17 protein-coding genes are annotated in these 16,750 nt (G+C 69.9%); 12 read left to right on the top strand and 5 right to left on the bottom strand.

What is annotated here, in order from left to right:
* Positions 1 to 25: 25 nt before the first annotated feature.
* Positions 26 to 736, top strand: a complete 711-nt coding sequence (locus ABD255_RS03790; protein WP_344209749.1) for a maleylpyruvate isomerase N-terminal domain-containing protein — start codon at positions 26 to 28, stop codon at positions 734 to 736.
* A gap of 31 nt (positions 737 to 767) precedes the next feature.
* Positions 768 to 1,532 (top strand): HpcH/HpaI aldolase family protein, encoded by a 765-nt coding sequence (locus tag ABD255_RS03785; RefSeq protein ID WP_344209747.1) that lies wholly within the window; start codon positions 768 to 770, stop codon positions 1,530 to 1,532.
* Here the strand turns inward: ABD255_RS03785 and ABD255_RS03780 are convergent.
* A complete protein-coding gene (locus ABD255_RS03780) occupies positions 1,529 to 2,602 on the bottom strand; it encodes a CobW family GTP-binding protein (RefSeq protein WP_344209745.1) in 1,074 nt (357 codons plus the stop codon). The two genes, ABD255_RS03785 and ABD255_RS03780, sit on opposite strands and share 4 nt — an antisense overlap.
* Positions 2,603 to 2,893: 291 nt before the next feature.
* Between ABD255_RS03780 and ABD255_RS03775 the strand changes: the two genes are divergently transcribed.
* The 6 genes from ABD255_RS03775 to ABD255_RS03750 are packed head-to-tail and all read left to right on the top strand — an operon-like array spanning position 2,894 to position 8,202.
* Positions 2,894 to 4,105 carry a GNAT family N-acetyltransferase gene (locus ABD255_RS03775; RefSeq protein WP_344209743.1) on the top strand — a complete coding sequence of 404 codons (1,212 nt, stop codon included), beginning with the start codon at positions 2,894 to 2,896 and terminating at the stop codon, positions 4,103 to 4,105.
* A 26-nt stretch (positions 4,106 to 4,131) separates the two neighbouring features.
* Complete coding sequence (locus ABD255_RS03770) at positions 4,132 to 4,842, top strand: DUF4129 domain-containing protein (protein ID WP_344209741.1); 711 nt, start codon at positions 4,132 to 4,134, stop codon at positions 4,840 to 4,842.
* A complete protein-coding gene (locus ABD255_RS03765; protein WP_344209739.1) occupies positions 4,839 to 5,351 on the top strand; it encodes a hypothetical protein in 513 nt (170 codons plus the stop codon). Before ABD255_RS03770 ends, ABD255_RS03765 begins: the two co-directional genes overlap by 4 nt.
* A 6-nt stretch (positions 5,352 to 5,357) precedes the next feature.
* Positions 5,358 to 6,359, top strand: a complete 1,002-nt coding sequence (locus tag ABD255_RS03760) for an AAA family ATPase (RefSeq protein ID WP_344209737.1) — start codon at positions 5,358 to 5,360, stop codon at positions 6,357 to 6,359.
* Positions 6,360 to 6,397: 38 nt separating this feature from the next.
* The gene (locus ABD255_RS03755) at positions 6,398 to 7,657 is read left to right on the top strand and encodes a DUF58 domain-containing protein (RefSeq protein ID WP_344209734.1); all 1,260 of its coding nucleotides are present in this window, start codon (positions 6,398 to 6,400) and stop codon (positions 7,655 to 7,657) included.
* Complete coding sequence (locus ABD255_RS03750; RefSeq protein ID WP_344209730.1) at positions 7,654 to 8,202, top strand: hypothetical protein; 549 nt, start codon at positions 7,654 to 7,656, stop codon at positions 8,200 to 8,202. The genes ABD255_RS03755 and ABD255_RS03750 overlap by 4 nt, the downstream gene beginning before the upstream one ends.
* On the opposite strand, the gene ABD255_RS03745 is transcribed toward ABD255_RS03750, so the two are convergent.
* Complete coding sequence (locus ABD255_RS03745; protein WP_344209728.1) at positions 8,199 to 8,735, bottom strand: TetR/AcrR family transcriptional regulator; 537 nt, start codon at positions 8,733 to 8,735, stop codon at positions 8,199 to 8,201. The genes ABD255_RS03750 and ABD255_RS03745 overlap by 4 nt on opposite strands.
* Before the next feature lie 84 nt (positions 8,736 to 8,819).
* Here ABD255_RS03745 and ABD255_RS03740 point away from each other — a divergent pair, with 84 nt between their 5' ends.
* Positions 8,820 to 10,241, top strand: coding sequence for a DHA2 family efflux MFS transporter permease subunit (locus ABD255_RS03740; RefSeq protein ID WP_344209726.1), 1,422 nt, complete (start codon positions 8,820 to 8,822; stop codon positions 10,239 to 10,241).
* A 51-nt stretch (positions 10,242 to 10,292) separates the two neighbouring features.
* Positions 10,293 to 10,670 (top strand): MmcQ/YjbR family DNA-binding protein, encoded by a 378-nt coding sequence (locus tag ABD255_RS03735; RefSeq protein ID WP_344209724.1) that lies wholly within the window; start codon positions 10,293 to 10,295, stop codon positions 10,668 to 10,670.
* Here ABD255_RS03735 and ABD255_RS03730 read toward each other — a convergent pair.
* Both ABD255_RS03730 and ABD255_RS03725 read right to left on the bottom strand, forming a co-directional pair.
* A complete protein-coding gene (locus ABD255_RS03730; RefSeq protein WP_344209721.1) occupies positions 10,645 to 11,847 on the bottom strand; it encodes a Maf family nucleotide pyrophosphatase in 1,203 nt (400 codons plus the stop codon). The genes ABD255_RS03735 and ABD255_RS03730 overlap by 26 nt on opposite strands.
* A gap of 8 nt (positions 11,848 to 11,855) precedes the next feature.
* Positions 11,856 to 13,547: a DUF885 domain-containing protein gene (locus ABD255_RS03725; RefSeq protein ID WP_344209719.1), complete on the bottom strand. Its 1,692-nt coding sequence runs from the start codon at positions 13,545 to 13,547 to the stop codon at positions 11,856 to 11,858.
* Between the two features lie 360 nt (positions 13,548 to 13,907).
* Here ABD255_RS03725 and ABD255_RS03720 point away from each other — a divergent pair, with 360 nt between their 5' ends.
* Both ABD255_RS03720 and ABD255_RS03715 read left to right on the top strand, forming a co-directional pair.
* Positions 13,908 to 14,894: a neutral zinc metallopeptidase gene (locus tag ABD255_RS03720; protein ID WP_344209717.1), complete on the top strand. Its 987-nt coding sequence runs from the start codon at positions 13,908 to 13,910 to the stop codon at positions 14,892 to 14,894.
* Positions 14,895 to 14,913: 19 nt separating this feature from the next.
* The gene (locus ABD255_RS03715) at positions 14,914 to 16,383 is read left to right on the top strand and encodes a peptidase M16 family protein (RefSeq protein WP_344209715.1); all 1,470 of its coding nucleotides are present in this window, start codon (positions 14,914 to 14,916) and stop codon (positions 16,381 to 16,383) included.
* On the opposite strand, the gene ABD255_RS03710 is transcribed toward ABD255_RS03715, so the two are convergent.
* Complete coding sequence (locus ABD255_RS03710) at positions 16,380 to 16,730, bottom strand: hypothetical protein (protein ID WP_344209713.1); 351 nt, start codon at positions 16,728 to 16,730, stop codon at positions 16,380 to 16,382. The genes ABD255_RS03715 and ABD255_RS03710 overlap by 4 nt on opposite strands.
* Positions 16,731 to 16,750: the final 20 nt, after the last annotated feature.

The following is a 16,750-nucleotide window of genomic DNA, read 5'->3' as shown; positions in this document are numbered from 1 at the left end:
TCTGCGGCGGGTTTAGGTTCGTACCATGAGGGCTCCCGAGCGAGGTGCGCTGCCGTTGGGGTTGGCGGCGACGCTTGGGCGGACGTACGGGCGGTTGACCGAGGTCGTGCAGGGGCTGTCCGATGCCGACTACGACCGGCCGACTCGCTGCGAAGGACTGGCGGTCGGCCCGCTGCTCGTGCACCTCCTGTACGACGCCGAGCGGGCGCTGATGGGGTTCGCCACGCCTTCGGGGGCCGAGGCAGATCGCGATTTCGTCACCTACTGGCAGGACTTTCCGCCCAGGCCGGACGGCGAACCCGTGCCGGATACGAGGTTCCTGCGGACGGTCGCGTCGGCGTATGCCGAGCCGTCGAAGAAGCTGGCTGGGCATTGGCGAGAGCTGTCCGAGGCCGCGGCCAGGGCGGCGGTGGTCGCGCTGGCAGAGAAAGGCCACAAGGTCGAGACCCAGGGCCACGTACTGCGGGCGTCGGACTTCGTCGCGACGCTGGTCGTGGAGGCGACCGTGCATCACCTCGACCTGACCCTGGAGTTGCCGGCCGCCCCCGAACCGGATCCGGAGGCGCTGCAGGTGACTGCCCGCACTCTGGACGGTTTGTTCGGCCCGGAAGCCTGGGATGTGATCGGGTGGGACACGACCACCTACGTGCTGAAGGCGACCGGACGGCTGCCGCTCACCGAAGAGGACCTGGACATGCTGGGCCCCTCGGCGATCAGGCTGCCCCTGCTCGGCTGACTCCTTCGGCTGACTCCCTGAAAGGGAACCGATGACCTCCAAGGACTTCGCCGACCGGCTCCGTGCGCGGCAACCCACCGTCGGGTACTGGGTGACGCTGGACGCGCCGCCGGCGACCGAGCGGATCGCGCTGGCCGGCTACGACTATGTCGTACTGGACGGTCAGCACGGGCTGCTCGACGCCCGCGGCATTCTCGACGGGCTGCTCGCGATCGATGCCGCGGGCAACGGCACGGTCGGCCTGGTGCGGGTCGAGGCGAACAACGCGACGCCGATCGGCCGCGCGCTCGACGCGGGAGCCGCCGGGGTGATCGTGCCGCTGGTGGACACCGCTGAGGACGCACTACGGGCGGTCGAGGCGGCGCGGTACCCACCGGCCGGGATCCGGTCGTACGGGCCGACCCGGGCGGGGCTGCGGATCGGACCGGTTCCGGCCGAGGCTGACGCCGCGACCGTCGTGCTCGCGATGATCGAGACCCGGCAGGGCCTGGAGAACGTCGCGGCGATCTGCGCGGCGCCCGGACTGACCGGCATCTACGTGGGCCCGTCGGATCTCCGGCTCGCGGTCGGCGGCAAGTATCCGAGCGACCCCGACGTGGATGAGACGTTCGACGGGGCGATCGAGCTCATCGCCCGTACGGCGGCCGCGGCCGGCGTCGCCGCCGGGATCCACACCCGCAGCGGCGAGGAGGCGCGCCGGCGACTGAGCGAGGGCTACACCTTCGCCACGGTCTCCTCAGACCTGGACCACCTGCAGGCCGTCGCTGCCTCGCACCTGGCCGTCGTCCGCGGTTAAAGAACCCCGGCGAAGGGATCGTCCAAGGACTGCCAGTCGAGGGTGGCCAGCTCGGACTCGGTGAGCAGGCAGGCGTCGAGCACAGCCTGCAGGCGCGCCGGGTCCAGGCCGACGCCGGTCGCGACCACCGTGCACTCGGCGAGATGCTCCGTGTCGGCCCACTCGCCCAACGTGCCCAGGGATGCGCTGAAGCCGGCTGACTCCCACCGCAGCCGCTGGGTCGGGCGGTTGGCCAGCCACACCACGCCGCGGCTGCGAACGACGCCGTCGACGATGTCCTCGAGCGCGTCGTTCAGCCTTGCCGGGTGCAACGGCCGCGTCGACCGCCACAGCACGGTCGTGACACCGTCGCCGCTGGGCTGCAGCCGATCCTCAGCCGCCAGATCCCCGGCCCACGCCTCCGCCGCCGCGTAGTCGAACAGCCCGAGCTTGGCGACCGGCGCACCCGGTACTCCGCCGGCGTCGGCCGCGACCACGGTAGTGCGCGGGTTCAGATGCAGCAGCAGGTTGTGCAGGCGCTCCGGGGCCATGCTGCGGTGAGCGTTCGCGAGGACGCAGACATCGGCGTACTCGATCTGCCGCGCGGTCAACTCCGCGACGTTCCGCCGGTCAGGCGGCCCGAGCGCCAGCCCACGCTCGTCCAGCAGTTCATCACCGGACAGCTGCTCGACCAGGAGGACCGCGTCGACGACGCACGTCACCGTGTCGACCTCTATCTCGGGCATGGTCGCCACCAGCGTGCTCGCAAGCGGCCGAGCCTCCATCGCGGGCGGCGCAGCCAGTACTACGTGCTGCCAGTGCTCGCGCGCGATCAATGTCTCGAGCAACGGCAGCAACGACTCGATCAGCTGGCAGGCACCGCAGTCGTCGCCGACGCTGAACTCACCGGCATCGATCGGCCCGGACGCGTCGAACACCCGCCAGGTCAGCACACCCCGGCCGGGCAGTTCGTCCTGGTCCACCACGACGGCCACGGTGGTGGCGTCGACCATGGCGTCCAGCACCGGCTCCCGAAGCGTCGTCGAGAGTCCGGTCAGCAGGGTCAACGGGGTCTTCCGAGGGGCGGCCATGGTCCGAGTATATGAAAACGGTTTTCATCAGTCCAGAGGTGGGGGTGCACGAATTTGCTCAGCAGGGCAGCGGATTTCCGCGCGAAACCGGGAAAAACACCGGGTACTTCCATGGTGCCCCCAGGCGGCCGCCACCGCTCGCTGTGGGCGCGCCGCGTCAGCGGTAGGCGAGCTACTCCTTCAAGTTCCAGGTAAAAGATGCCGCAGGCAACAAGTCGACGGCGAGCGGCAGGGCGTTCACCAACGGCACGGACTACCCGATCCGGGACCGCGGTCTGGTAGGGAAGGGGTATGACGATCGGGATCGGGCGGTTCGAGGGTGAGTGGCAGGAGCTTCTGGGGCTGGTGAATCTGGCCTTTGCGGCGCCGTGGAACGAGGCGCAGTTGGAGGCTGAGCGGAAGGTCTGGGAGCCGGAGCGGAGCATCGTCGCCACCGAGGGGAAGGAGTTGGCGGGCCACACGGCTGCCTTCTCGTTCAAGATGGGGGTGCCGGGGAGCCAGGTGCCGGTGGCTGGAGTCACCCTGGTCGGAGTCAGCCCGACCCATCGCCGGCGCGGGATCCTGCGCGAGTTGATGCGCAAACAGCTCACCGAACTGTACGAAGGCGGCGTCGAGCCGGCCGCGGTACTGACGGCCAGTGAGCCGGTGATCTACGGGCGGTTCGGCTACGGCCTGGGCTCCGACAGTCAGCGCGTCACGATCAAGCGGACGTCCCGCGAGCTCCGCAAGGTCGCCGGGGTCGAGGACGTGCGGATCAGGTTCGCCGATCCGGCCGAGTCGCTGGCCCAGTGCACGGCGCTCCACAACGCCGAGGCGCGCACGCGGCCGGGGATGATCGACCTGGACGAGCGCTTCCAGCAGTACGCGATCAGCGACACCGTGGTCACCGACACCACCGGCGCCTCACCGCTGCGTTGTGTCCTGGCCGAGCGGGACGGCGAACTCGTCGGCTACTCGTACTACCGGACCCGGCGCACCGACAGGGGTTTCCTCGACGTCTCCCGGGTTCATTCGCGAGACCTCGCGGCCCATGTGGCGCTCTGGCAGTTCCTGCTCGATCCGGACCTGCTCAGCGAGACGACGTACGAGCATCTGCCGTCGGACGATCCGCTGCTGTCGCTGCTGGTCGACCCGAGAGCTGCCCAGGCGACCACGATTGACGGTGTGTGGGTGCGGCTGGCCGATGTCGGCCGTGCGCTGGCCGCCCGGACCTACGCGACCGACGTCGACGTCGTCCTGGGGATCGAGGACGACTTCCTCGGGTGGAACGCCGGGAACTGGCACCTGACTGGTGGACCCGAGGGAGCCGCCTGCGAGAAGACAGATCGCCAGCCGGACCTCGTGCTCGGAGTACGGGAGTTGGGCGCGGTGTACCTCGGCAAACCGTCCCTCGGTCTGCTTGGAGCCGCCGGCCTCGTCGAGGAGCGTACTCAGGGTGCATTGGCGGCAACCTCCGCCGCTTTCCTCGCAGATCGCCTGCCCTGGCTGGACACGGGTTTCTGAGCTAGTAGCCGGTATACGCTTCCCGAATGCAGCCGAGCCGTCGTAGTGCGCTGGTGGTTGCTGTTGTCGTGATGCTCGGAGTCGCCGCGGTCGCGCTGGTGGTGCTGGCGTCCGCGGGCGGCTCGGTGCGGCCGGTCAGCGAGACCACCCGGACGGCGACGCCGCGCGAGCCACCGATCGTCACCTCGAACGAGTCGGCGACCGCGACGCCGCCGCAGGCTACGCCGTCGCCCAGGGAGCAGAAGCCGATCGAGTTCCCCGAGTGGCTGAAGGTGCTCGGGCAGGCCGTGGTCTACACGCTCACGGCGCTCCTTGCGATCCTCCTGGTCAGAGTCCTCTACCGCATGCTCCGCAAAGTCGAGCTGCCTGAGGCCGAGCCCGATGACACCGACTGGGAGCGGGTAAAGGTCAACCGGCTGGCCGAGGCGGTCGAGTCGGGCATCGCCGCAGTCGACTCCGGTACTGCGTCCGACGGCGTGATCGCCTGCTGGGTGGCTCTCGAAGACGCGGCCGCCTCGGCAGGCGTACCGCGGGAACTGTCGGAGACGCCCGCCGAGTTCACCGTCCGGGTGCTCGGCGTCGGCGGCATCTCCGAACCGGAGCTGCTTCGTCTCGCCCAGCTGTACCGCGAAGCCAGGTACTCGACGCACGGCTCGAGCGAGCAGGCCCGGGCCGAGGCGCGGGCCGCCCTGGTCCGCCTCCGGGATGAGCTGGCCGCGGCGGTGGCAGCCCGATGAACAAGCTCCTCCTGCAGCACCTGGCCGTCGCCGTGGTCGGCAGCCTGTTGCTCACTGTGGGCTTCGGGCTGGCCGGGACCCAGCCGAGGCCGCTGTGGTTCGTGGCCATGGGCCTTGCGCTCGGCTTCGGTTCGCTCGCGGTACGGCGGATCGTCCCGCAGGTGCTCGAGACGTCCTGGCCCAGTCGGCAGGACGAGAAGTTCGCCGCGCGGCGGATGCGCAGCAGCGACAACCGGACCCAGTTCCTGGCCACCTGGGTGCAGGAGGCCGGCCGGGAGCGCCGGGCCGGCGAAGGCTCGATCACGTTCCTGCGGCGGGTCCGCCCGCTGCTGCTGCAGCTGACCCGGGACCGGCTGGTGCACCGGCACGGCATCGACCCGGACCTCGAGCCGGATCGGGCCCGGGAGCTGACCGGTGACCAGCTGTGGAAGCTGCTCACCGACGACGAGACCCAGACGGCGTCGTTCGCGGAGATCGAATCGGCCGTCCAGACCATCGAGAAGTTGTGAGGAACCGTGACTGAACGGGAACTGGGGCCCACGGGCACCGAGCTGAGCCTGGCCGAGGTGTCGGCGCTCAGCCGCAAGGTGCTGGACCGGGTGGGGGAGGCGGTGGTCGGCAAGGGTGAGGCGCTCGAGCTCGTCCTGGCGGGCATCCTCGCTGGTGGCCACGTCCTGCTCGAGGACTATCCAGGGCTGGCCAAGACCCTGGCGGCCCGGTCTTTCGCGCAGGCCCTCGGGCTGGAGTTCCGCCGGGTGCAGTTCACCCCGGACCTGCTGCCCTCCGACGTGACCGGAGCGTTCGTCTACGACCAGCGCGACTCGGAGTTCGTCTTCCGGCCCGGGCCGATCTTCACCGGCCTGCTGCTCGCCGACGAGATCAACCGGACGCCCCCGAAGACCCAGGCCGCGCTGCTGGAGTCGATGCAGGAGCACCAGGTCACGGTCGAGGGCCAGACCTTCCCGCTGCCCGTGCCGTTCCACGTCCTGGCCACGGCGAACCCGGTGGAGTACGAGGGCACCTACCCGCTCCCCGAGGCCCAGCTCGACCGGTTCATGCTGCGGATCGGCTTCGGCTATCCGACGGCCGCCGAGGAGTGGGAGGTCCTGCAGCGCCGGATGGGTCGCCGCACTGAGGACCAAACCGTCGAAGCCGTCACGGATGCAACCGGCCTCCTGGCGGCCCAGCAGGCCATCGAGACCGTCACGGTCGACGACACAGTCGGCCGGTACTGCGTTGAGCTGGCCGCTGCGACCAGGCGCGACTCCCAAGTGCTGGTCGGCGCCTCGCCTCGTGGTTCGCTGGCGCTGCTCCTCACAGCCCGCTCGTACGCGGTGATCCAGGGCCGGGACTACGTAGTACCGGAGGACGTCAAAGCGGTGGCCATTCCGGCCCTGGCGCACCGGATCACCGTGCGGCCCGAGCTGTGGTTGCACGAGATCACCGGCGCGACAGTGGTTCGTACTGTGCTTGGTTCCGTGCCGGCGCCGCCTACCGTCGTGGGCGCCCGGCAGTGACTTGGCAGCCGACCCACGCGCAGGTCAGAGCAGTCTGTGTGGCTGCCGTTCTGCTGCTGGTCGCTGTGCTCTCTCGTCGACCGGACGCAGCCGTTCTCGGCCTGCCACTGGCCTTCGTCGCCGCCTGGGGACGCTACTTCCGGCCTCGCGAGCGGCCTGAGCTGCACTCCGAGCTCGACGCGGACGTGCTGTTCGAGGGCCAGGCGACGACGTACCGGCTGAGGGTGGCCGAGTCGCTGGACCCTGACATCGACCTGGTGGTCATGGCCCTGCCGCGGGCGCCCTGGTTCCGCTACGACCCGCCGCAAGCCGCGATAGCCGAGCCTGCGAGCGAGGGCGACGTGTCGATGGAGGTGGGACTGCGCTCCGAGCGCTGGGGTCTCCGCTCGCTGGAACACCCGCAGGTGATCGCCACTTCAGTACTGGGCACGTACCGCGTGCCTGTGCCGTCCCCAGGAGCTCTGGCGGTTAGCACCTTGCCTCTGCGCGCCGGCTTCGAAGCAGTGGATTCCGTACCGCGTCCCGCGGGGCTGGTGGGGCTCCACCGGTCCAGGCGGCCGGGGGAGGGCACGGAGCTCGCCGGAGTCAGGCCGTTCCGCACCGGCGACCGGTTGCGCCGGATCAACTGGGCGGTGTCGGCGCGGACCCGCGAGCTGCACGTCACCTCGACCTGGTCCGATCGGGACACCGAGGTCGTCATCCTGCTCGACACCGGTGGCGAGGTCGGCATCAGCGAAGGCATCGACGGCCGGTCGAGCAGCCTCGACACCGCCGTCCGGGCAGCTGCCTCGATCGCCGAGCACTACCTGCGGCACGGAGACAGAGTCCGTCTGATCGACACCGGGACGGTAGTAGGCGGCGTCCGGGCAGGGAGTGGGCGCGCACACCTGCGGAGAATCCTCGACGTGCTGGTGCACGCGGATCGCAAGAGTCGCCAGCAGGACGGGCAACAGTTGGCTCGGCGCCACCGGATCCGCGCGGACAGCCTGGTCCTCGTCCTCAGTCCCTTGCTGCGCGAGGGAATCCTCGGCTACATCGTCACGCTGGTGCACTCGGGGTGCACCGTGATCGCGGTCGACACCCTGCCGACGGATGTGGCCGACGTGATCGACACCGAGTTGCACGACGCCAAGGCCTGGCCGCTGGCCTGGCGGATCCGCTTGCTCGAGCGCCGCGCGGAACTCGACCGGCTCGGCGACCTCGGAGTACCGACTGTTCGGTGGCGTGGCGCGGGGACGCTGGACGAAGTACTGCGGGACGCGGCCCGGCTGTCGTCGGCACCGAGGATCCGCTCATGAGCGGGGCGGAGAAGATCACCCTGTGGCTGGCCCAGCTCCGGGCGTCCGGTACGGCGACGTTCGTCGCTCGAGGGGCTCTGGCCGCGGCGGGCGCGGTGGCGCTGGTCGTGCCGGGGCTTCAGTCTTGGGATCAGATGGACCTGGTGCCGATTCTCGGCGCTTTCCTGCTGGTGATCAGCGTGCTGCTGCCCGACTCGGCGGCACCGCTCTGCTTCCTCGTCGTGGTCACCGCAGGGTGGTTGTTCCGGGCTACCGGCGACCTGACCCTGGGGCTCGTCATCACCGGGATCGCTGTACTGGTGGCGCATCTGGCCGCCGCGTTCGCCGGCCAGATCCCGTCGTACGCGCGGGTGAGCCGGTCGGCGCTGCGGAGATGGTTGCTGCCGGCCACGATCGCGTTGCTGCTCGGTCCGATCGTCGCGATCGCCGCGGCCGGAGTGCGCGGCGCCGCCGTACCGGGGTCGCTGCTGGTCACGGTCGCCGCGCTGGCCGCCGCCACCGCGGCGATCTGGTTCGCCGCCGGGCAGTCGCTGGGTGACCGCTAGCCCATGGAGTTCAGCAGTTCCGTCGCCCACTCGCAGGAGACCGGGTTCGGGCCGGTGACCTGCATCGCGGCCATCACCGTGAGCAGCATGCCGGTCGCCATGAACTTGGTGACCTCCTCAGGTGAGGCACCGGTCAGGTCGCCGACCAGTCGGTGGATCCCGCCGAACCGCGACCGAACGGTCTCGCCGATCGCCGGATCCGCGCTCGCGGCGAAGCCGTGGAGCAAGACGACCAGCAGTTCACGCTCGGGCAGCAGTTCGTTGTAGGCGTCGCCCAGGCTGTCCAGCGTCGGCTCGCGCTCCCCGGCGCGACGGAAGGCCTCCTCGACCCGGTCGCAGACCCGATGGGTGGTGGCCAGGAACAACTGCTGCTTCGTCCCGAACAGCCTGATCACGTAGGGCTGCGAGACCCCGGCCAGGCGGGCGATCTCGTCGGTCTTGGTGCCCGCGTAGCCGGAGGCGCCGAACGCCACGACCGCCGCCTGCAGCACTTCCTCGCTGCGCTCGGCCGCGGTCAGCCTGGTCCTCGTCATGGTTGTCCTCTCGTCGTCGGTTGACATGTTATCAGTCAATGCATACCTTCTAGTTATCAGTCGATAACAACAAGGAGACTCGCGATGGCCACGACCGCCCTCGAGCCCGACCAGCCGGCCGCACCGGTCCCGGCCGAACCCACCGTCCGCCGCTCGTTGGGCACCGTGCTGGCCGTCGTTGGCATCCCGGTGTTCATGGTCACGCTGGACAACCTGGTGGTGACGAACGCGCTGCCCGTGATCAAGGCCGAGATCGGCGCCTCCCTGACCGACCTGCAGTGGTTCATCAACGCGTACACACTGTCCTTCGCGGCGCTGCTGCTGACCGCCGCCGCGATCGGCGACCGGCTCGGCCGGCGCCGGATCTTCCTGCTCGGCATCACCCTGTTCACGCTCGCCTCGGCGGCCTGCGCGCTGGCCACCGAGCCATGGATGCTGATCGGCGCCCGTGCGATCCAGGGAGTCGGCGCGGCCGCGGTGATGCCGTTGTCGCTCACCCTGCTGGCGAGCGCAGTACCGGCTCGTCAGCGCAACGCCGCGATCGGCATCTGGGGTGGTATCTCCGGCCTCGGAGTCGCGGTCGGGCCGGTCGTCGGTGGAGCCGTCGTCGACGGCATCAACTGGCAGTGGATCTTCTGGCTGAACGTGCCGATCGGCCTGCTCGCGCTGCCGTTCGCCGCCCGCGTACTGACCGAGTCGCGGGGTGGCAGCAAGCGGCTCGACCCGGTGGGGCTGGTGCTCTCCTCCGCGAGCGTTCTCGCCATCGTCTGGGGCGTCGTGCATGGCGCCGATGACGGCTGGGCCTCCGGCCGGATCCTGACCGCGCTGATCGGCGGCGGCCTGCTGCTCGCCGCCTTCCTTGGCTGGGAGTACCGCTCGCCGGCGCCGATGCTGCCGCTGCGGCTGTTCTCGAACCGCGCCTTCAGTGTTGCCAACGTGGTCGCCTTCACCTTCTCGCTCGGCGTCTTCGGCTCGGTCTTCCTGCTGGCCCAGTTCTTCCAGGTGGTGCAGGGCTACACGCCGCTGCAGTCCGGCATCCGCACGCTGCCGTGGACGATGGCGCCGATGGTGGTCGCCCCGCTGGCCGGCCTGGTCGTCGACCGGATCGGCGCCCGGACGCTGATCGCGACCGGCCAGACCCTGCTCGCCGCCGGGCTCGGCTGGATCGCGCTGATCACCACAGTGGACGTCGCCTACGGCTCGTACGTCGCGCCGTTCGTCCTGGCCGGGATCGGCATGGGTCTCACCTTCGCGCCGTTGGCGAGCATCGTGATGGCGAGCTTCTCTGACGCCGACCGCGGTGTCGCCTCCGGCACGAACAACACGATCCGCGAGGTCGGGGTGGCGATGGGCGTCGCAGTACTGGCGTCGGTCTTCGCCTCGGCCGGCTCCTACGCCACCCCCGACCAGTACGTCGACGGCCTGGTCCCCGCGGTCTGGGTCGGAGCCGCGACCGTGGCAGTCGGTGCGGCTCTCTCCCTGCTTCTCCCGGGCCGCCGCAACTGACGGACCCAGGTCACTTGCCGGTCGAACGGATCGGGGAGCATAGGCGGCATCATGTCTCGAAAGGCTGCAACCGTGCTCGACGCCGACGATGTCCGCCGCATCGCCCTGTCCTTCCCGCAGACCGTGGAGAAGGAGCGCTGGCGGCACCCGACCTTCGACGTCGCGGGCCGGATGTTCCTCACCGTGCCCGACGACCAGACCTCGTTCGCCGTCCGCTGCCCGCAACTGGAACGCGCCGAACTGATCGCCGCCGAGCCCGAGAAGTTCTGGGTCCCACCCCACGAGGCCGGCTCAGCCTGGGTCCGCGCCCGCCTCGCCGCCCTCGAAGACCGCGATGAGCTCTACGACATCCTCCTCGACTCCTGGCGACAGGCCGCCCCGCCGGACCTCGCCGAGGGGTTCGTCAGGAGCCAGAGCGGCGGAATCTGACCAAGGGGTAGAGCGGGGAGGTGCCGGTGGAGGGCATCGGGGGGCCGTAGAAGGTGGTGGCGCCGTCGAGGATCAGACCGTGGGCAGCGGCGCGGGCTATCAGGTGGGCGAGGGCGTCCTGGGGGCGCTCGTCGGGTTGGGTGCGGCCGCCCGCGTAGCGGGACGAGTCGGACTTCTGCGTGGTGGTGATGAAGACGCCGTCTGGGCGCAGTACGCGGGCGACCTCGGCCAGGATCTGGTCGCTGTCGGGGACCAGGTGGAGCAGCCAGACGGCAACGACCGCGTCGCAGCGGCGGTCGGCGATGGGCAGGTGGGTGGCGTCCGCGGCGGTCACGTGGCCGGGGAGGCGGATGCGGGCGTGGTGGAGCATCGCGGGGGACAGGTCGACGCCGTGCACCAGATTGCCTAGGGCAACCAGTTCGGCGGCGACGATGCCGGTGCCGACCGCGAGCTCGAGCACCCGGCCGCCCTTGGGGAGCAGCTCGTGGACCGCCTCCGCGGCGGCCTGGGCTCGCTCGGTCCCACCCCGCGTCTCGTCGTACCGCGCCGCCTCGGTTTCGTCGTACTCGATGACGCGCGGCAGGTCCCACAGCGACGGCCAGGCGATGCCCACGTCGGCGAGCATCCTTCGCAGCAGCGGCAGCGAGACGCCGACGACGTTGTGGTAGTCGCCGTCGATGCCGGTGACGAAGGGGCCGCCGATGCCGTCGACGGTGAACGAGCCCGCGACCACGAGTGGTTCGCCGGTCGCGACATACGCGTCGATCTCGTCGTCGGTGAGCTCGGCGAAGTGGACCGTCGTCGAGGCGAGCTCACGGATCTCCTGCCGGGTGGTCGTGTCGAACAGGCAGTGGCCGGTGTGCAGGATGCCGGACCGGCCGCTCATCAGCCGGAGCCGCTCGCGCGCGATCTCCGGCGTACCGGGCTTGCCGTAGGCCTCGCCATCGATCTCCAGCACCGAGTCGCAGCCGAGCACGGTCGCGTGGTCGGTCAGCGTGGCCACGACGGCGCGGGCCTTCAGCGTGGCGAGGGTGCGCGCGAGCTCGCCGGGGTTCTCGGCGGTGACGTGGTCCTCGTCGACGCCGGAGACGATCACCTCCGGTTCGACCCCGGCACTCCGCAGAGTCTTCAACCGCGCAGGAGAGGCCGACGCGAGGACAAAACGAGGTGCGTTCATCGCCGGGCTCACAGGCGGGCGAGGGCGCGGCGGAGCGGGTCCAGGCCGATCGAGCCCAGGTTGAGGGCGTCGCGGTGGAACGCCTGCAGGTCGAACGCTGAGCCCTGGCGCTGCTTGGCGTCGTCGCGTGCCTGCAGCCAAATCCGTTCGCCGACCTTGTACGACGGCGCCTGCCCGGGCCAGCCGAGATACCGGTTCAGCTCGGCCCGGAGGAACTCGGTCTCCATCCGCGAGTGCGCCCGGAGGAACTCGAAGCCGAGCTCGGCGTTCCACCGCTCACCCGGGTGGAATCCGAACGGGTTGTCCTTCGGGATCTCCAGCTCCAGGTGCATGCCGATGTCGACGATCACCCGGGCCGACCGGAAGCCCTGCGAGTCGAGCATGCCGAGGCGGGCGCCGGGCTCCTCGAGGTAGCCGAGCTCCTCCATCAGGCGTTCGGCGTACAGGGCCCAGCCTTCGCCGTACCCCGAGACCCAGCAGGCGATCCGCTGCCAGCGGTTCAGCAGGTCGGTCCGCAGCATCGTCTGGGCGACCTGGAGGTGATGCCCGGGCACACCCTCGTGGTACACGGTGGTGACCTCACGCCAGGTGGCGAAGTCCTCCAGCCCGGCCGGCACCGACCACCACATCCGGCCGGGCCGGGTGGTCAGGTCCTCGCTCGGCCCGGTGTAGTAGATCGACCCGTCCGAGGTCGGCGCGATCATGCACTCGATCCGCTTGATCGCGTCCGGGATCTCGAAGTGGGTGCCGGCCAGCTCCTCGACGGCGGCGTCCGCGAGCTGCTGCATCCAGTCCCGGAACGCCTCCTTGCCGTGGATCTTGCGGGCCGGGTCGTTGTCCAGCAGCTCCGCGACCGCCTCGATGCCGCGGTCGCCGTCGTTCAGCGCCGCGGCGATGGTCTGCATCTCGCCCTCGATCCGGGCGAGCTCCTCCCAGCCCCAGGCGTAGGTCTCCTCCAGGTCGACGGTCGCGCCGAGGAAGTTGCGGGAGGCGAGCTCGTAGACCTCACGGCCGACGGCGTCCCGGGTCGGCGCCTGCGGGAGCAGGTCGGTGGCCAGCCACTGGCCGAACTGGTCGTACGCCTTGCGCGCGGACGCCGCGGCAGCCTCGACCGATGCCTTCACCGCGGAGTCGGGCGCCCGGCCGGCGAGCCCGGCGAAGAAGTCGTCGCCTTCCGCCCCGGTCCAGCTCGCGATCCGGGTGGCCAGGTCCTCGACCTGCCGGACGGCCGACACCCGGCCGGCGGCGGCCTGCTCGATGACCGACTCGCGGAAGCCGTCCAGCGTCGTACCGACCTGGTTGAGCCGGATCGCGATCGTCTCCCAGTCGTCGTCGGTGCCGGTCGGCATCAGGTCGAACACCTGCCGGAGCTCGGCGGGCACCGAGGTCAGCGCGTTCAGCTGGTACTGCGGTACGGACGCCTCGTACGTCTCCAGCTCCAGGCCGAGCCGCTCCAGCAGCGCGTCCTTGGCGACCTCCTCGCGCGGCGAGCCCGGCTGGACCGCGTTCGCCTCGGCGATCGTGCGGCGGTTCAGCTCGATCAGCGCCTCGAACCCGGCCGGCGAGAAGTCGGGCAGCCGGTGGTCGTGGCCCTCGATGCCCATGAAGGTCGCCGAGGTCGGCGAGAGCTCGACGAACTCCTCGAGGAATCGCTCCGAGATCCGGTCGATCGGGCTGGTCGGTGTGGTCGCGTCCGTCACCTGGTCGACACTACCGCGCGCCTGAGCCGGAAGGCCGGTACTGTGTCGCTCTCTCGTCAGTGGAACGACGCTGACGTCGGTGAAAGGGACACGGGGTTGACGCAGCCGCCATACGGTCAGCAACCTGGCGGACCGTACCCGCCGCAGTACCAGCCACCCAGCCAGCCGCCGTACCAGTACGGCGCGCCCTCCGTGGCGCCGCAGCAGGGGCAGAGCTTCGGCTGGGGGCCGCAGTTCGCACCGCCGCCTCCGCCTCAGGGCTACCCGGGACAGAACTTCCAAGGTCCGAACTTCCAGGGGCCTGGCTTCCAAGGACAGGGTTTCCAGGGGCCCGGGTTCCAGCCGGGATGGCAGCCGCAGATGCCCCGGAAGAAGCGGTCCAAGGGGCCGCTGTTCGCGATCCTGGGCGTTTGCCTGCTCGCGGCAGCCGGCCTGTGGACGTTCGGCGTGATCAAGAAGAACGCGGACGACACCTACACCCAGCCGACGATCACGGAGCCGAGCTACCGGGCCACCTCACCGGCGCCGAGTCCGACCGGCACCGAGCCGACGCAGACCGCGTCCACCGAGCCGACGCAGGCTCCGACGACCACCACCGCGCCGACGCCGCCGGAGGCATCCGCCCTGGACATCGTCGCCAAGAACAGCCTGTACCGGACCGGCCCACAGCGCACGGTCAACTGCAAGGAACCCAACATCCGGCCGAACACCAACGCGAACGCCGCGAGGTACTGGGTTGCGCTCAAGCCCTGCCTCGATCGTGCGTGGGCACGGCAGATCGCCCTTGCGCGGCAGGAGTTCCGAGCACCCGGGATGCTGTACTGGTCCGGCACCAACGTCACCTCGCCCTGCAGTGGCGGCGTGCCCACCGTGCCGTTCTACTGCAGCACGAACCACATGATGTACATGAAGGTCGACAACTTCTCGAAGTCGTACAACCAGTACTCCGACGCGGAGTCCAAGGCGTACGCGCGAATGTGGTACACCCGGTCGATCGCCCACGAGTACGGCCATGCCGTCCAGAGCATCACGGGCATCCTCGAGGCCGCCCACAAGCTGCGCTACGAGGCCGCGAACTACGACGACCGGACGCTGATGACGCGCCGGACGGAGCTGCAGGCGAACTGCCTGGCAGGCGTGTTCCTGGCCTCGAACAAGCGCAGCTACCCGATCGACGGGCTGCTGCTCCGGGTGTGGAACAAGTGGGTCGTCACGGCCGGTGACCCGCCCGGTAAGGGGACCCACGGCAGCGCCGCCAGCCAGGCGCGCTTCATGGGGAAGTCGTTCGTGACCGGGAACCCGGCCACCTGCAACACCTTCACAGCCTCGCGTGGGAACGTGAACTGACTCGGCGTACAGTTCGCCGGTGATCGAGAGCGAGTACATCGACGGCGTCCGGCTGCTGCGGCACCGGGCCGCGCAGGAGCACACGGACGTCACGCTGACGTTCGCGGTCGGCGCGCAGGACGAGACCCTGCGCACCATCGGTGTCGCGCACACGGTCGAGCACCTGGTGATGAGCACGGTCCGCCAGTTGCCGATCCAGGTCGAGGCCGAGGTCGACCTGATGACGACGGCCTTCGCCGCCTCGGGATCACCCGCGCGGGTCGGGGAGTTCCTGAACCGGCTCTGCGCGGCGCTGGCCGAGCCGCCGGTGGATCGGCTCGCGGTCGAGGCCGGAGTACTGGCTGCTGAGGACGGTTGGGCCGCGCACCCGATGGCCGCGTTCCTGCTGTTCGTCCGGTACGGCGCCTCAGGCCCGGGGCTGGGCTGGCTGGAAGGCGCCGGGTACGACGGGCTGACCGCGGAGCACGTGACTGCCTTCGCGCGGAAGTGGTTCGTGCCGGGCAACGCAGTACTGCAGGTGAGTGGGCCGCTGCCGGAGGGCCTGGAGCTGAAGCTGCCGCAGGGACCGGCGCCGGTCCGGGCCCTTCCTACAGGACGGTTGCTGGATGGGCCGTCAGCGGTCGGCTATGGCATCCCGGGCGCGGCAGTGCTGCTCACCATGCCCACAGGTGATGCAGCGCGAGTTCCTGGCCTTGCGATGAGGGTGCTGGAGAGCAGGATCGAGGAGCAGTGCCGTCACGTCGCCGGGCACAGCTACGTCGTCGACAGCCAGGTAGTAGGCATGGATTGGGTCATCTACGCCGAGGCCCGGGAAGGTACCGAGGAAGCAGTAGCGCGTGCGGTCGGTGAGGCCCTGACGGATCTCGCTGCGAACGGCCCTAGCGAGGATGAGTTGGCTCTGGTGGTGGCCCGCCTCGAGGAAGAGGTCGCCACCACCGACAAGGAGTTGGCTGAGGTCTTCGCCGGCACGATGCGCCGGCTGATGGGTGAACCTGAAGTGCCGCCGATCGACGTGGCACTAGCCAACCAGGTGCGCCCAGCCGACATCGCCGCCGTACTGCGGGACGCCCTGCCTTCGGCGATCGGGTACGCCGAGGAGGAGGCGCTGGACGTCTGGAAGGCGTACGGGTTCCGCCCCGAGGCGCACTGCCCAGTGATCCCCGAACTGCCGGCCGGGAAGATCTACAAGCCGCCGCTGGCGGCCCGGACCTTCATCAAGGACGCCCGCTCGCTAGTACTGGTGGAGACCGGGCACGGACTCGCACTCCGCGACGACGACGGCATCCACGAGATCAAGTGGGACGAAGTGGCCGGGGTGATGCGCACGGACGGCCCGACGGTGGTTCTGGGCGTCAACGGTTGCGCCATCCCGGTCGACCCGCAGGTGTTCCGCGGCAGCGGGGCTGCCCTGGACGAACTGGCTCGGCGTACCGATTCAGGGTTGTGGTTCGACGAGTCGGCCTTCAGCCGCGACGAGGACGACCACTAGCCGCTCTTGGCGTCCAGTAGCTGCAGGAGTTCGTGCGCGGCCAGTTCGACGTCCTTGTGCCGCCACTCGGAGGCCCGGTAGACGCAGGCGATCAACCCGGTCCGGTGCAGCCGCCGGAGGTCGCCGTACACGAAGGCGTACCGCGCCTTGGTCTCGTCGTTGGCACCCACGGTCAGGCCGAGGTGCCAGTGGCTGTACTCCTCCCAGGGATGCTTCTCCAGGAAGGCGTTCTGCGCCTCGGCGCCAGGCTGAACCTCGCCCCACTCGCTGTCCAGTACGTACTGCCTGCTGTCGATCAACCGCTTCGCATGCTCGACAGCCGCCTTGTTGACCTCATATTTGGCCATACGACTGCTGTTCCCACAAA

The organism is Kribbella sancticallisti, from assembly GCF_039530625.1.
Classification (GTDB): Bacteria; Actinomycetota; Actinomycetes; order Propionibacteriales; family Kribbellaceae; genus Kribbella; species Kribbella sancticallisti.
The sequence above is the reverse complement of the archived record's forward strand: the minus strand, read 5'-3'. Positions and strand labels throughout refer to the sequence as shown.

Coding starts and splice junctions, on each gene's coding strand:
- ABD255_RS03745 (WP_344209728.1), bottom strand. CDS start 8,735: ATGACGAGGACCAGGCTGACCGCGGCCGAGCGCAGCGAGGAAGTGCTG.
- ABD255_RS03710 (WP_344209713.1), bottom strand. CDS start 16,730: ATGGCCAAATATGAGGTCAACAAGGCGGCTGTCGAGCATGCGAAGCGG.
- ABD255_RS03735 (WP_344209724.1), top strand. CDS start 10,293: ATGTCTCGAAAGGCTGCAACCGTGCTCGACGCCGACGATGTCCGCCGC.
- ABD255_RS03720 (WP_344209717.1), top strand. CDS start 13,908: ATGCCCCGGAAGAAGCGGTCCAAGGGGCCGCTGTTCGCGATCCTGGGC.
- ABD255_RS03750 (WP_344209730.1), top strand. CDS start 7,654: ATGAGCGGGGCGGAGAAGATCACCCTGTGGCTGGCCCAGCTCCGGGCG.
- ABD255_RS03780 (WP_344209745.1), bottom strand. CDS start 2,602: ATGGCCGCCCCTCGGAAGACCCCGTTGACCCTGCTGACCGGACTCTCG.
- ABD255_RS03790 (WP_344209749.1), top strand. CDS start 26: ATGAGGGCTCCCGAGCGAGGTGCGCTGCCGTTGGGGTTGGCGGCGACG.
- ABD255_RS03775 (WP_344209743.1), top strand. CDS start 2,894: ATGACGATCGGGATCGGGCGGTTCGAGGGTGAGTGGCAGGAGCTTCTG.
- ABD255_RS03730 (WP_344209721.1), bottom strand. CDS start 11,847: ATGAACGCACCTCGTTTTGTCCTCGCGTCGGCCTCTCCTGCGCGGTTG.
- ABD255_RS03770 (WP_344209741.1), top strand. CDS start 4,132: ATGCAGCCGAGCCGTCGTAGTGCGCTGGTGGTTGCTGTTGTCGTGATG.
- ABD255_RS03765 (WP_344209739.1), top strand. CDS start 4,839: ATGAACAAGCTCCTCCTGCAGCACCTGGCCGTCGCCGTGGTCGGCAGC.
- ABD255_RS03785 (WP_344209747.1), top strand. CDS start 768: ATGACCTCCAAGGACTTCGCCGACCGGCTCCGTGCGCGGCAACCCACC.
- ABD255_RS03740 (WP_344209726.1), top strand. CDS start 8,820: ATGGCCACGACCGCCCTCGAGCCCGACCAGCCGGCCGCACCGGTCCCG.